We start from the raw sequence: 14,257 nt of genomic DNA on the forward strand, positions 1-14,257 counted from the left end.
ATTTTATTTTTGTTCTTTCTTACTTACTATTAGTGATTTACAGATATTCGAATGTTTTTTTATTTTATATTTTTTTTATTATCAAACTAAAAGATAACTAAAATCAAAAATAAAAATAATCATTTTTTATCATTTTTATTATAAGTAAATAAATAATATAATGGATTTAAGTATAACATATATAAATATTTCTTTACTTTTATGTTTGCATTTGTAAAAATAATTATACAGTATATAAAAAAGTGGCTCTTTTAGTACAAAGCCAATTTTCCCCTTTTATTACTCGAATAATAAAATATTTATACTGGCAATACCACATATCATTTTTACTTTTGCTATTATCTGTTTTTTCCTCCTTCTTTTATTTTTATTTTTGGTCTGTCTTACATTTCACCTCCATACATTAATAATATATTTTACCTCGTTTCTTGATTTTGAAAAGTATTTATTATACAAATTTATAATTTCATTTTTTTACTTATTAATAGTCATTTTTTGCATTTATAAATATTTTGGGAACAACTCCTGTTATCAAATCTTCATTGTCTGTAGTTAAACAAGATGTAATAATATGTTATAATGAATTATATTTTTCGAAAGGCGGTAGATATAATGTTAGCAGATTATCATATACACTCAGAATACAGTGATGATTCTGTCGAACCAATGGAAGCAATAATAAAAAGTGCAATAGAGAAAAATATTTCCGAAATATGTTTTACAGATCATGTGGATTATGATATAAAAATAGACCACGATATTTTCAGGCAGATGAATGATGAGGAAAAGGTCAGATATGAAAAAGTATTAAATGTGAATTATCCTGATTATTTTAAAGAAATAGAAATTTTAAAAAATAAATATAAAGACCGGATCATAATAAAAAAAGGGCTGGAGTTTGGAATTCAGACACATACAGTCGAAAAATTCCGGAATTTATTTAACAGCTATGATTTAGATTTCATTATCCTTTCATGTCACCAGTCTGATAATAAGGAATTTTGGAATTATGCCTATCAGGAGGGAAAAACAGAAGATGAGTATAATCTGGGATACTATCAGGAAATTTACAGCTGTATACATCAGTATAATGATTATAGTGTTCTCGGGCATCTTGACCTGATCCAGAGATATAACAAAAAAAGATATCCTTTTGAAAAATCCAAAGATATTATCACCGAAATTCTAAAAAAGATAATTAAGGAAAATAAAGGCATAGAGGTCAATACTTCCAGCTTTGCATATAAATTGGAAGATCTGACACCGTCAAGAGATATTCTGTCGTTATATTATGAATTAGGCGGAAAGATCATTACTATCGGGTCCGATGCGCATAATGCCAAGAGTGTCGGCAGCCACATTGCGCTAATCCAGCAGGAATTAAAAAATATAGGTTTTCGTTACTTTTGTACATTTGATAAAATGAAGCCTGTTTTTCATGAGTTATGATTTTTAAAAATCAAAAAATAGATCTGTCAGCCTATAAGACCGAGGATCTATTTTTTTTATTGTTAATATAAAGATATTTATAATTATATTTTTTCTCTTTCCCTGTTTCTTTTTATAAATTCCCGAAACTTCTCCGCCGAATTGTTTATCACCAGCTCTTCCGGAAAATTTACAGTTTCAAGAACCTTTTCCACATTGTCAAAATTGGCAATATCAGTCATATAATGTGCATCACTGCTTATTAATACAGGTATATTATGCTGTCTGCATAATTCCAGAATTTTTACCGAATTTTCAAACACATTTTTTCTTCTGCTGCTTCTCAAAGAATTATTGTTTATTTCTAACAGTACATGATATTCTTTTGCTGCCTGAACTACTTCATCATAGTCAAGAGGACAGTTGCCGTCATCCGGATGACTGATAATATCTATCACAGGATTTTTTATTGTATTTATTATTGCCTGTGTATTTTCAGCAATAGTTCCGGATTTATAACACATCTCGTGAATACCGGCTATACGTATATCCAAGTGCTTGAAATACCATTCATCCAGCCCCAGAGTCCCTTTATAATCCAGAATATTTATCTCTGCACCGAGCATAAGCTCTATTCCAAACATATTTCTCGGAACCACTACCATATTTCCAAAGTAAAATTCATCACAAGTTCCCGGAATTCCCGTAGTATGTTCTGTTATCCCCAGTATTTTCAGTCCTTTTTCCGAAGCTGCCTTGGCCATTTCAGTTATCGTCCCGTAAGCATGCCCGCTTGCTATAGTATGAGTATGTACATCCAGTTCATATTTTCTCATTATTTTCTCCTTTTCAGCTTTTTATTGTAAACTGACCATGATATTTTCTGATATTGCCAATCTCTCTTTTTTCTTAATTTTACTACAATCTGAAATGAATTACAATGTGAAAATCAAGCCAGTATCTCTGTTCTTTTTTTAATTATGTCCTGAAAAATCATGCAAAAATACATTTCTGTTATTTATTAATAACACTATCCAGCCTGCCAAATTTAGAAAGACAGGAAATATACTGAGCTACTAGAAAGTAATTGGACAGTTCCTTTTCATTCAGACCATGAAAAGCTGTAAGCTCATCATACAAAAAACTGCTTCCCTCTACCAGAAAAAAATTTGTTTCATATTCGATACCGACAATAATCTTACTTCCTGCAAAAATTTTATCCTGTTTTTCATATAATTTTTTACCTGCTCCGCTGTTATTGATGTAGAAGCCTCTGGATTTCAGCATATCCTTTTTTGGACGATACTCTAAAAGAGGATTTTCTGCCGCATTGCCTTTGATGACAAAATCTAACTTTTCATCAAATATCTCCGTCAGCGCATACTTCTGATTAAGATAGTTCAGAAGCTCTGTTACGTTTTTTTTATCGGGATAGAGCTTATCCTTATATTGTTCATATATATTTTTCCACTCTTCAATCATTTCAGGTGCAGGCTTAGTCATTAACATCATTTCCCCAATCTTGAAAAATTATTCCGGCATTCATAAATCTGTACTAAAGAAAATTATACCGTATTAATATTTTATCATATATATTTTTACTTTATAACAAAACTCCTGAAAAAACTGTATATTTTTCAGGAGTCTCTTATTTTATCAGCTTAATTATTTAAAGTGCCTCTTTATACAGAGCTATTGTATCTTCCAGAGTAACCTCTCTTGGATTTGTCCCGGCACACACATCTTTCAGTGCATTTTCTGCCATTACCTTAAAGTCCTCTTCTTTTACCCCGAGTTCTTTCAGCCCTTTAGGTATTCCCACTCTTTCAGACAGCTTCATTATAGCTTCTATAGCCTTTGCATTTGCTTCTTCCACAGACAGTCCCTCTACATTTTCTCCGAGTATTTCCGCTACTTTTCTCAGTTTATCACCTGTATTTGCGGAATTAAATTTTTCCACATGAGGAAGAAGTATTGCATTACATACACCATGCGGAAGATTATAGAAACCGCCGAGCTGATGTGCCATCGAATGCACATATCCCAGTCCTGCATTGTTAAAAGACATTCCTGCTATATAAGAAGCATATGCCATCTTTGATCTTGCCTCTATATTATTCCCGTCTTTTACGGCATCCTCAAGAGATTCGCCTATCAGCTTTACAGCTTCCAGTGCAAGAACATCTGTAAGCTCGTATGCGCCTGTAGAAACATATGCTTCTATAGCGTGTGTCAGCGCATCCATTCCTGTAGCCGCAGTAAGATCAGCAGGTTTTCCCGTCATCAGCTCAGGATCGCTTACAGCTATACTTGCAAGACAGTTTTTATCAACCATAACCATTTTTATATGTGTATCTTCATTTGTTATAACATAGTTTATAGTAACCTCGCTTGCAGTACCGGCTGTAGTATTGATTGCAATTATAGGTACAGATTTGTGTTTTGACATGTTTATTCCTTCGTAATCCTTGATTTCACCGCCGTTTGTAGCCAGAAGACCTATTGCCTTACCTGCATCCTGAGGTGAACCACCTCCGATTGATATTACGAAATCACAATTTTCAGATTTGTAAGTGTTCAGACCGTCATGAATATTTTTCATTGTAGGATTAGGCTGTATATCATCTACTACAACGTAATTTATACCGCTTTCATCCAGTACATCAGTTACTTTTTTCACTACTCCGATCTTAACAAGAACATTATCTGTTACTACCAGAGCTTTTTTCAAACCTAAGTCCTTAATATCTCCTCCTATTTCTTTTACACACCCAGGCCCTATCAGAGTGACTGCAGGCCAGTAAATCCTTCTGCTTACTTTCATAAATACCTCCATATCTATTTTATAATATATTTGAAAACCACTTAAAAAATATAAATATTTTGCTGCTTTATTCATAAATACAAGATTTTTTTACTTTATTTCGGAATACTGAGATTTTACAGGTTAATTGAAAAGAAAAACATGAGTACTTTATAAAAGTATATCATAATAAAACCTTTTGTCAATTCCCCGACAATAAAAAACTTTAACACTATACTTCAATTAAGTTAATCAGAATACTGATATTTATTATAAATATAAATCATATTTTTTTATAATTTTTTTTCTTTATTCAAAAAAACAGATATATTATTATATATCTCACGACATTCTTCCAAATATGGGAGAGCATGCATAAAAGCATGATTGAGACCGGAATATCTCGCGAACTCTACTCTGACCGAAGCTTTTTCCAGACATTCGGCATAATGCCGAGCTTCGTCACTAAGCGGATCATACTCAGAACATATTATAAAGGTCTCGGGAAGTCCGAAAAGATTATTATCCCTGCTTAAAGAAACATAGATATTATCTTCATCCTCTTTATTTCCAAGATAAAAACTCCAGTATCTGTGCATGCTGCTGCTTGAAAGACCATATCCCCAGCTGTATTTTTTATATGACTCATATTTTGTTTCACTGTTCTTACTGTAAAAATCAATAACAGGGTATATCAGTATCTGCTTTGATATTTTTATTTTCCTGTTATTTTTAAACTTTTTAGCTGCTGCTCCGGCAAGATTTCCTCCAGCACTATCCCCGCACACAGCAATTCTTTCCGGATCTATCCTTAACCGCTCTGCATTCTCTGCAGCCCATTCCACCACTTTACAGCAGTCTTCCAAAGGAACAGGAAATTTATACTCGGGAGCAAGTCTGTATTCAGGCGATATCACTTTCCAGCCTGTATACTTTGCCAGATTTCTGCACATATCATCATGTGTTTCCACACTGCAGCGCACGAATCCTCCCCCGTGAAAAAATATTATCACAGGCTTTATTTTACCATCATCTTTATATTCATAAATTCTTACCGGAATTTCATAAGTATTATTTTTCACATGATCATTGCTTATTTTATCTATTTTTGTTCTTTGTTCCAGAGGCATATCCCAATCCGCCACTCTCATTTCTTCCACTGTAGGACTAAAATTCTTTGGTATGGGATTTTGTTCCAAATTTCTGGCTACTTCAGGATGCAAAGGCATTTCTTCCTCCTTTAAAAAATTTCATAAACAGGCTGCTCTGCTCAAGGATTAAAAACAGCCTGTTTTTTATGAAAAATTCTTATTATTTAAAATAATTCAGATATTCTACAAGGCACAATACCGACAGGGACTGTCCGTAAGGCATCGGAGTAATAGGAATATCCTTATAAAACTGAAGATCATTTCCCATAGCTGTGCCAAATGATACATTCTGCACTTCGCCGTCCTCATTTATATTATTTATCACAGCATTAACAGCTTTTAATGCTGTATCTTCATATTTTCTGTCTATATAACGCTTTCTTATGGCTTTCAAAATACCGAATGCAAAACCCGCAGTTGCCGAAGTTTCCACATAAGAGGAATTATCCATAAGAAGAGTGTGCCATAATCCGTTTTCATTCTGAACCTCTGCAAGTGTTTCTATTTGTCTTTTCAGTGTATCTATCAGATATTCCCTGAAAAAATCCCCTTCCTTCAGATCCAGAGTTTCAATTATTTCGGGAATAACAATAGTTACCCAGCAGTTTCCCCTTCCCCATAATGCTTCTGCAAAGTTATGATTTCCGTCAAATGTCCAGCCATGGAACCACAGACCGGTTTTTTTGTCAAAAAGATACTTTATATGCACCAAAAACTGCTTTTTAGCCTGTTCTATATATTCAGGCCTGTTTAAAAGCTTTCCTATTTTTGCCAGAGGAAGAACACTCATCATCAGTGTATCATCCCAAAGCTGATCTTTATTTTCACTCAAAAACACCTTATGCTGTATTCCGTCATCTTTAGTACGGGGTATTCCGTGCATTACCCACTCTGCCCATATTTCCAGATAGGGAAGATACTTGGGATTTTTTGTTATTTCATATAAATACGCCAGTGTAAGCATAGGTGCCACAGTATTTACATTTTTTTCAGGCAGTCCCTCTTCGAATCTTCTGTCATACCATTCTGTCAGTAAATCCAGAAGCTTTCTATCTCCTGTTTGTTCATAATATTTATATATTCCGTAAAGAGCCACTCCCTGCGTCCATTCCCATCCGTTAAAACTTTTTGTATCATAAATAGAGCCGTCCTCAAGATGCCACACAAATTCCAGCTTCTCATCCTTCAGATTTTTCAGATTTTCCAGTAATAAATCAATATAATTTTCTATATCTTTCTGCTTAAGCAACAATTTTATTTCTCCTCTCCCGTGTATTCCGGTAATTCAAATTCAGCTTTACTTATTATAGCATACCCGGACAGAGAGGTATTCTTTTATGAAAAAACCTGTATCTGCCGGAGTATTTTTATTATCTCAAAATATTCTTTAATGCTGCTTCCATATCAGCAATAATCCCTTCTGCCGCCTTGTCTATGTCAATCTGACCATAATCAATTTTTTGCACATAACCTGCAAATATCTTAATAAGTCTTTCGTCCTCATAATAAGGGCTTATCATTTTCCCCTGATATGCCAGAGCCTTATCAAGTACTTCTTTTGATATTCCTGTTATCATATTTTCCTGCTCCAATACCTCAAGAGCTTTTTTATTTGAAGGTATTCCTCTTGTCATTCCGAGTATTTTAGTAGCCTCAGGATCAGAAAGCATAAAATTCAAAAATTTTGCTGCTGCTTCGGGATGTTTTGTATTTTTATTTACTGCAAATGCCATATTCAGTCTTATGAATGCTGCATTATGATCGCCTAAACCTTTAATATAGTTCCCGGAAGCCACCTGTCCTTCCTTAAGAGTGTCCTGAAATACCCCTGTTCTCGAAGACCATTCATAGGTTCCGCCGATATGCCCGTCTACCCACAGAGGATTCTGATCTCCGGGAACATTTCCAAGTCCCGCTCTGTCTTTCGTAGATAATGTAACCTTTTCATCAACCATTCTCTTATAAAATCTCAAAGCATCTGCAAGCTCTTCTTTTGTGATCCCTATCTTATTTTCCTCATTTATCAGATTATTTCCTGTTTTTTGCAGAAGATAATAATTTATAAAATAATAGTTTACTTTTTCATCTGATACATCAAGAGGATAGTAATCGTCACCGAGCTTTTCTTTAAACATTTTATTTACTGCAAAAAGTTCATCTGCTGTTTCAGGAAATTTTGCCCCTGCTTTATCAAATACGCTTTGGTTATAATAAAAGCCCATTCCGTTCAGCCCTACCGGAACAGCATTAAGTTTATCTTTTATAACAGTATGGTTCAGAATTGCCTCGTCATAATTACTGAGATCAAAGTCTTTCAGGTCTTTCACATTATAAAAACCGTCTCCGTTTTTAGAGAAAATATACAGCCAGTTCCAGTCTACCTGCATAACATCAGGAGCTGTTTTTCCGCTCATCTGTGTAGACAGTTTTTCCAGATACCCTTCATACCCTGAATATTCAGCCTTTATTTTTATTCCGGGATTTTTTTCCTCAAAAAGCTTTATTGCATCTAATGTAGCTTTATGTCTTGCATCAGACCCCCACCACATTACTCTTAATTCTACTTCTTTTCCTCCGTCTCCCCCGGTACCGCTGCTTTTTTTCTCTCCGCATCCAATTAAAAATAATAATGTTAATATCAATAAACAAATTTTACTTTTCATCAGGTCCTCCTAATTATTATATTTTATAATTTTAAAATTCCTTTACGCGGTGTTACTCCAAAACTTTCTGCCAGATCTGCCAGCTCTCTGTCAGTTATTTCCTGCTTTCTTCCTCCCATCGATATGACTTTCACCAGTATCTCCGCTGCTTTCTCAGCTGTATCTATAAGTCCAAAAGCTTCATCAAGCGTTGCCCCCGTTCCGAATATCCCATGAAACGGCCATATTACCAGATTAAAGTCTTTCATCTTTTCCATTGTCTTATTTCCTATTTCCACAGTTCCAGGAACTACCCAAGGTATTACGCCTATTCCTTCCGGAAATACCACAAGACACTCTGTACTCATCTTCCAGAGCTCCTTTGAAAACGTCTCCGTATTCAGATCCAGAACATATGTAAGTGATATAAGATTAGTAGCATGATTATGCATTACTACCCTGCTTTTATCCCCGCACAGTGATTTTTTTACCGAATGTGCCGACAAATGTGTAGGAAGCTCGCTTGTAGGCACTCCGCCGTTTTTATAACCCCATACTTTTCTGTATTTTGTCCCGTTTTCATTTATTTTTATTATACCCAGTGTATCTTCCGGATCAAGTATCACATTTCGAAAAAATTTTCCGGATCCTGTGACAAGAAAATATTCATTTGCCAGATTCGGCACTTCAAAATTCAAATCTGTATAATCTGTGTTCTCTGTTTCCTGTATATACTCCTCTGCTTCCTCATTTTTTATACGGTAACTGACATTTCCGCCGTTTCTTTCATCCCATCCTTTCAGCCACATATCGTGTATTACCTTTACCATTTCTTTCAAAAAACCGGCTTCAAATATATCCTTTTTCATATTTCCTCGCTTTCATTATGCATTTTCCAATCCGGTGTTACGGCTTTACCGGAAAAAAACACTTTATTTAAGATAAAAAACCTCTTTCAGTTCCACAGATTTCGGACTGTTATCATTGTTTGTCTCCATGATATCCTTCATAAAATCCCACCACTTTTTGCATTCTTCTGTTTCGGCTACTTTATTCCATAATTCTTCACTTTCCAGCTCCACATAAGCAAAAAGACTGTCTGTTTCTCCGTCAAGAAATATTGAATAATTATGTGCCCCGTGGCTTTTCAAAACATTTTTCAATGATTCCCAGATTTCATCGTGTCTCCTTTTATATTCCCCGTGATACTGACTGTACACTTTCATTTTAAGCGCTTTTCTTATCATAACTGCCTCCTTCCCAGATAAGCCCCTTTTACATTTTTATCTTTTCAAATCAGCTTCTTTTGCTTAATTCATTTCTTTCATATTCCTTTACAATCTCAAGCCATGCTTCCCCTGCTGGGATATTCTTTACACTGCAGTAATAATCCCATACTGCTCCGGCAGGATACATTTTATATTCTTCAAGAAGTGCAAGTCTGCTTGTGAAATCTCCCGAAAGCTCTGTTTCCTTTAATTTTTCCACTGGCTCCAAAAGAGCAAGCATTAATGCCTTTCTTGTGTTTCTTACTCCTATTGCCCATGCTGCTATTCTGTTTATACTTGCATCAAAGAAATCTATCCCTATATGCACTCTTTTATCAAAATCATATCTTATAATCTGATTTGCTATTGCTCTCAGCTCGTCATCCAGAATAACAACATGATCACTGTCCCATTTTACCGGTCTGCTTACATGAAGCAGTATCTGATCAAGAAATAAGAGCACTGACGGTATCTTATCCGATATTACTTCCGTAGGATGAAAATGTCCTGCATCAAGACACAAAAGTGTTTTATTTTCCACAGCATAACCCATATAAAATTCATGTGATCCCACAGTGTAAGATTCCAGCCCCAGACCGAATACCTTTGATTCCACTGCATCAAGATTATATTCAGGGTTGATTTTTTCTTTCATAATTTCATCAAGTGATTCTTTCAGACGTTTTCTCGGCATATATCTGTCTACGGGTATATCCTTATATCCGTCGGGAATCCATATATTAGTTACACACGGAATACCAAGCTCCTTTCCGAAATACTCCCCTATTTTTCTCGAAGCTTTGCAGTGCTTTATCCAATAATCCCTTATTTTTTTGTCAGGATGTGATAAAGTCGCTTCTTCTGCAAGGGGATGTGAGAATAATGTCGGGTTAAAATCAAGACCAAGATTCATTTTTTTTGCCCATTCTACCCAATTCCTAAAGTGTTCGGGCTTTATCTCGTCTCTTCCTGTTTTTTCTCCTCCAAACTCTCCGTATATCGCATGAAGATTTACCTTATGTTTTCCGGGTACAAGCTTAAATACCATTTCCAGATCCTGTCTCAGTTCGTCGGCGCTTCTTGCCTTTCCGGGATAATTCCCTGTAGCCTGAATTCCGCCGGTTAATGCTCCCTCCGGATTTTCAAACCCCTGCACATCGTCTCCCTGCCAGCAATGAACAGAAATCATTATTTCATCCAGTCTTTTTAATATTTCATCTGTATCCACACCTATTTTTCCGTATTGTTCTTTTGCAAGCTCATAGCTTTTTATAATATTTTCCTTATTCTGCATTATTTCCTCCTGTCAGTTATATTTCCCCAATCTTCCCCGTAAAATCAGATTAGATAAGCTGTATCAGGTGTTTTGCGGTTTTATTCCTTTAGATTTTGATATGGCAAAACACCGGAAAAGAATTTTTTATTATTACATGCAATTTTTGATTAACATAATTCAAGAAATTTTTTATACAGATCTTTCAAATCTCTTTCAGGTCTGTAGTATTTCAGTCCTGACGAGTTTTTGATTATTTCTCTTCCTTCTTCTATGCTTTTTATTTCGCCTCCTGCATAAGCCTGAACTGTTACATTTCCCAGAACAGTTGCTTCTACCGGCCCTGCAATAACCTTTATTTCTGCTGCATCTGAAGTAAGCTGGTTCAGATATTCATTCTGCGATCCTCCTCCTATTATATTCAGGCTTCTTATTGTAAGTCCGCTTAATTCGGACAGCTCTTTCAAAGTCTTGGCATAAAGAAATGCAAGACTGTGGAATATAAGCTTTCCAAACTGCCCGATGTTTTCCGGTGCCTTTTGATTAGTCTCAATGCAGTAATCACTTATTGCTTTTCTCATATTCTCAGGATTCAGAAATCTGTCATCATTAGGATTAATAAGAGATGTGAAATCTTTTTCTTCTTTTGCAAGAGCAGCTATTTCAGAAAATGAAAATTCATCGTTATATTCTTTTTTTACCCTTTGGATCAGCCATAATCCCATAATATTTTTCAAAAATCTCGATTTATTTTCTATCACACTGGCTTCATTGGTAAAATTCAGCCCGTATGATTTTTCATTTACTATATACCCGCTTTCTATGCCCATCAGAGACCACGTTCCCGAGCTTATATATGCTGCTGTTCCTTCTTCTCCGGAATACGGTACTGCTGCAATGGCAGATGCGGTATCATGTGTTCCCGGAAGTATTACAGCAAGGTTTTTCACGCCAAGCTCCCTCTGTACCGTGCTGCTTATATTACCGACAGTATCTCCCGCTTTTCCCAGCTTTGTATTCTTTATCTTTTCAAAGCCGGTAATTTTTACTATTTCATCATCCCAAAAGCCTGTTTTATAATTCATCATCTGTGTAGTTGATGCATTTGTTATTTCATTTATCTTCTCTCCTGTCAGCAGATAGTTCAGATAATCAGGAATCATAAGAAACGTTTCAGCTTTTTCCAAAAGTTCTTTATTTTTCAAATTCAGTGCATAGAGCTGAAATAAAGTATTAAATTCCATAAACTGAATTCCTGTTTTTTCATAAATTTTCTCTTTTGCCATAATTCCGAAAACTTTCTCCATCATACCGTTCGTTCTTGAATCTCTGTAAGAAACAGCCTTGCCAAGCATACGGTCTTTACCGTCCAGAATTACAAAGTCCACTCCCCAGGTATCTATTCCTATACTCAGACCATCTTCTGCATTTTCATTAAAATATTTTTTTAAACCTGATATTATAGAACCGTAAATTTTCTCAATATCCCAAAAATAAGTTTTTTCTTCATACCTCAGGTAATCATCAAACCGGAATATTTCTCTCAATTCTATCTTTCTGTCATTTAGTACCGCTTCAAATATTCTTCCGCTTGAGGCTCCTATATCTGCCGCAAGATACTTTGCCATGCTACCTCCCTATATTCATTCCTGATATATCTGCATTTTTACAGATTTTCATTTTTTATCATCTTTATTTTTGCATAATTTTGCAAAATATTTTTCTTTATTCTTGCACTAATTTATAACCTTGATTTTTTATTTTGTCAATAGGCATTTTGAAAATTTATGTTGAAATATATTCAAAAACTTTATATAATTAACTAATTGCTGCACTGGTATCATTTATTATTTTCCTGATTCTAAATAAGATACTGTACTAGCTTAATATATTCTGCAGGGAGGCTGAAAATGACTTTAGAAGAAATCGCAAAATTATGCAATGTTTCTACTTCTACAGTTTCAAGAGTTCTCAATAATAAAAAAGGAATTAGTGAAAAAACAAGAAAAAATATTCTGGATTTAGTTAAGGATTTGGAGAAACAGGAAATACCAATATTGAAAAAAACAACGAAAACAATAGCTTTTATTGTTCCGTCTTTATCAAACTATTTTTTTTCCACTCTCCTGAAAAAAATTCTTATTGAAGTTGAAAATAAAAATATCGATATACTGGTTTTTGATATTAATGATGATATAGAACGTGAAATAGAAGTAATAAAAAATCTAAGCAATAAAAATATCGATGGTATGATTCTCATAAGCTCCAGTAAAAATGACGAAAAGTTTAAGATAAAAAAAGAGCTTCTTACTTTTGTCCATCCGTTTATTCTTATGGACAGAAAATTAAAAGACGCCAGTTTTGACGGTGTTTATGTAGATAATATAAGAGGTGTTTTCGCACTTACCGAATATCTTATAAAAAAAGGAAAGAAAGATATTACCATTATTACCGGTGATAAAAACTCCAATATCAGTATGGAACGGATAGAAGGGTATAAAGAAGCCCTTTATATGAATGGAATTGAAATTTCCAGCGGTCATATTGTCTTTGCGGATTTTTATGATTCACGCAAAATAGAAAAAAGTTTAAAATCTGTTATTACCGAAAAAAATTATCCCAAGACATTAATATGCTGTAATAATATAATACTGCAGATAGTTATTAAATTAATCATGCAGAATAACCTGAGAATAAACAAGGATATTACAGTTGTTTCTTTTGATAATACCGATTTTCTGGATAATCTCGGCTTCAAAATCAGCTGTGTTTCACCTGATCTTGATACTCTGGTTTCACAGTCTATAAATCTGATTTTGGAAAATATATTAAATAAAAAGAATACTACAAGACAGATCGATATTATCCCTGAGCTTGTAGAAAAAAATTAAACTCCGGCAGTCATTGTCCGGTGCATAATTGATCAAATACTGCATTATAAGGAGCGTGAAGTTTATGCCAAGTCACTTTGAAGCAATTGGTGTTAAAATTAATTCCATGGAAGAAATGGAAGAATTATTTTCAAAATGTTTAGAACATGGTACAGAAATTAATACCGAATACGGTATGTATTATTTCTGGGATATGGGAAACGGCGCAGAGCTTTGGGGACAGCTGGACTCTGATAATGAGGCTGGATTAAATCCTCATTTTTCAGGCAGTTCTTCATTTAAAGCAATACTGGAACGTGAAATAAAGGATGAGGAAAGGCCCGCAATGGACGGCTCGCTTCATTGCCAGTCAGTAGAAGGGCAGTATCCCTTTGCTGTGGATATACCTGATATGAAAGTCAGAAAAGTTGAATTTCCCAAAACGTGCAGTATTCAGCTTTCGGCATTTGCTCATAATGTCGATATTTATGAATCTGAAGAAGATTATAATAAGAAAAATACTTCTGAACCAAAATTTGCCACAGAACATTTTATTCCCACAGGACTGTTTACCGATGACGGACAAACAGCAACAGCTCATGCTATGTTCGGAGGAATAATAAAAACAGCTGAAAAAAGAAAAAATTCTGTTACAGGACTGGATTTTTATTATGCTTTGGTAAAAACACTGGGCGGAGAAATTGATGTTGTTATTTCTCCTGATCTGATAAAAGATGGTATTGTCTTGCAAAAAGACTATATCTTAAGCGGACACTTCTGGCTTTCTGCCAAAATTTCCGGTTAGTTCTTATCAGGATAATA

Annotated in this window: 13 protein-coding genes; 3 read left to right on the forward strand and 10 right to left on the reverse strand. The window is 34.6% G+C overall.

Annotated features, from left to right (window positions below; translation table 11 throughout):
- Positions 1 to 612 precede the first annotated feature (612 nt).
- Positions 613 to 1,449 carry a histidinol-phosphatase HisJ family protein gene (locus STERM_RS18735; RefSeq protein ID WP_012863192.1) on the forward strand — a complete coding sequence of 279 codons (837 nt, stop codon included), beginning with the start codon at positions 613 to 615 and terminating at the stop codon, positions 1,447 to 1,449.
- Between the two features lie 83 nt (positions 1,450 to 1,532).
- Here the strand turns inward: STERM_RS18735 and STERM_RS18740 are convergent, their stop codons facing one another.
- The 10 genes from STERM_RS18740 to rhaB all read right to left on the reverse strand — a co-directional run bounded on the left by STERM_RS18740 (position 1,533) and on the right by rhaB (position 12,193).
- Positions 1,533 to 2,264: a phosphatase gene (locus STERM_RS18740; RefSeq protein ID WP_012863193.1), complete on the reverse strand. Its 732-nt coding sequence runs from the start codon at positions 2,262 to 2,264 to the stop codon at positions 1,533 to 1,535.
- 178 nt (positions 2,265 to 2,442) lie between these two features.
- On the reverse strand, positions 2,443 to 2,931 hold the full coding sequence (locus tag STERM_RS18745; RefSeq protein ID WP_012863194.1) for a hypothetical protein: 489 nt from the start codon (positions 2,929 to 2,931) through the stop codon (positions 2,443 to 2,445).
- A gap of 166 nt (positions 2,932 to 3,097) precedes the next feature.
- Positions 3,098 to 4,252 carry an iron-containing alcohol dehydrogenase gene (locus tag STERM_RS18750; RefSeq protein WP_012863195.1) on the reverse strand — a complete coding sequence of 385 codons (1,155 nt, stop codon included), beginning with the start codon at positions 4,250 to 4,252 and terminating at the stop codon, positions 3,098 to 3,100.
- Between the two features lie 272 nt (positions 4,253 to 4,524).
- A complete protein-coding gene (locus STERM_RS18755; protein WP_012863196.1) occupies positions 4,525 to 5,460 on the reverse strand; it encodes an alpha/beta hydrolase in 936 nt (311 codons plus the stop codon).
- Between the two features lie 82 nt (positions 5,461 to 5,542).
- Positions 5,543 to 6,634: a beta-galactosidase BglB gene (bglB, locus tag STERM_RS18760; protein WP_012863197.1), complete on the reverse strand. Its 1,092-nt coding sequence runs from the start codon at positions 6,632 to 6,634 to the stop codon at positions 5,543 to 5,545.
- Positions 6,635 to 6,752: 118 nt separating this feature from the next.
- Positions 6,753 to 8,045, reverse strand: coding sequence for an ABC transporter substrate-binding protein (locus STERM_RS18765; protein ID WP_012863198.1), 1,293 nt, complete (start codon positions 8,043 to 8,045; stop codon positions 6,753 to 6,755).
- Positions 8,046 to 8,068: 23 nt separating this feature from the next.
- Positions 8,069 to 8,893, reverse strand: coding sequence for a rhamnulose-1-phosphate aldolase (gene rhaD, locus STERM_RS18770; RefSeq protein ID WP_012863199.1), 825 nt, complete (start codon positions 8,891 to 8,893; stop codon positions 8,069 to 8,071).
- A 63-nt stretch (positions 8,894 to 8,956) separates the two neighbouring features.
- Positions 8,957 to 9,271: an L-rhamnose mutarotase gene (gene rhaM / locus STERM_RS18775; RefSeq protein WP_012863200.1), complete on the reverse strand. Its 315-nt coding sequence runs from the start codon at positions 9,269 to 9,271 to the stop codon at positions 8,957 to 8,959.
- 49 nt (positions 9,272 to 9,320) lie between these two features.
- Positions 9,321 to 10,586, reverse strand: coding sequence for an L-rhamnose isomerase (locus STERM_RS18780; RefSeq protein WP_012863201.1), 1,266 nt, complete (start codon positions 10,584 to 10,586; stop codon positions 9,321 to 9,323).
- Positions 10,587 to 10,735: 149 nt separating this feature from the next.
- Positions 10,736 to 12,193, reverse strand: coding sequence for a rhamnulokinase (gene rhaB / locus STERM_RS18785; RefSeq protein ID WP_012863202.1), 1,458 nt, complete (start codon positions 12,191 to 12,193; stop codon positions 10,736 to 10,738).
- A 282-nt stretch (positions 12,194 to 12,475) separates the two neighbouring features.
- Here rhaB and STERM_RS18790 point away from each other — a divergent pair, with 282 nt between their 5' ends.
- Both STERM_RS18790 and STERM_RS18795 read left to right on the forward strand, forming a co-directional pair.
- On the forward strand, positions 12,476 to 13,456 hold the full coding sequence (locus STERM_RS18790) for a LacI family DNA-binding transcriptional regulator (RefSeq protein WP_012863203.1): 981 nt from the start codon (positions 12,476 to 12,478) through the stop codon (positions 13,454 to 13,456).
- A 64-nt stretch (positions 13,457 to 13,520) separates the two neighbouring features.
- Positions 13,521 to 14,240, forward strand: coding sequence for a hypothetical protein (locus STERM_RS18795; protein WP_012863204.1), 720 nt, complete (start codon positions 13,521 to 13,523; stop codon positions 14,238 to 14,240).
- Positions 14,241 to 14,257: the final 17 nt, after the last annotated feature.

It is taken from the genome of Sebaldella termitidis ATCC 33386 (genome assembly GCF_000024405.1).
GTDB classification, from domain to species: domain Bacteria; phylum Fusobacteriota; class Fusobacteriia; order Fusobacteriales; family Leptotrichiaceae; genus Sebaldella; species Sebaldella termitidis.

What these genes read in the sequence shown, in the direction of transcription:
- STERM_RS18735 (WP_012863192.1), top strand. Translation starts at nt 613, where the DNA reads ATGTTAGCAGATTATCATATACACTCAGAATACAGTGATGATTCTGTC.
- STERM_RS18740 (WP_012863193.1), bottom strand. Translation starts at nt 2,264, where the DNA reads ATGAGAAAATATGAACTGGATGTACATACTCATACTATAGCAAGCGGG.
- STERM_RS18745 (WP_012863194.1), bottom strand. Translation starts at nt 2,931, where the DNA reads ATGACTAAGCCTGCACCTGAAATGATTGAAGAGTGGAAAAATATATAT.
- STERM_RS18750 (WP_012863195.1), bottom strand. Translation starts at nt 4,252, where the DNA reads ATGAAAGTAAGCAGAAGGATTTACTGGCCTGCAGTCACTCTGATAGGG.
- STERM_RS18755 (WP_012863196.1), bottom strand. Translation starts at nt 5,460, where the DNA reads ATGCCTTTGCATCCTGAAGTAGCCAGAAATTTGGAACAAAATCCCATA.
- STERM_RS18765 (WP_012863198.1), bottom strand. Translation starts at nt 8,045, where the DNA reads ATGAAAAGTAAAATTTGTTTATTGATATTAACATTATTATTTTTAATT.
- rhaD (WP_012863199.1), bottom strand. Translation starts at nt 8,893, where the DNA reads ATGAAAAAGGATATATTTGAAGCCGGTTTTTTGAAAGAAATGGTAAAG.
- rhaM (WP_012863200.1), bottom strand. Translation starts at nt 9,271, where the DNA reads ATGATAAGAAAAGCGCTTAAAATGAAAGTGTACAGTCAGTATCACGGG.
- STERM_RS18780 (WP_012863201.1), bottom strand. Translation starts at nt 10,586, where the DNA reads ATGCAGAATAAGGAAAATATTATAAAAAGCTATGAGCTTGCAAAAGAA.
- rhaB (WP_012863202.1), bottom strand. Translation starts at nt 12,193, where the DNA reads ATGGCAAAGTATCTTGCGGCAGATATAGGAGCCTCAAGCGGAAGAATA.
- STERM_RS18790 (WP_012863203.1), top strand. Translation starts at nt 12,476, where the DNA reads ATGACTTTAGAAGAAATCGCAAAATTATGCAATGTTTCTACTTCTACA.
- STERM_RS18795 (WP_012863204.1), top strand. Translation starts at nt 13,521, where the DNA reads ATGCCAAGTCACTTTGAAGCAATTGGTGTTAAAATTAATTCCATGGAA.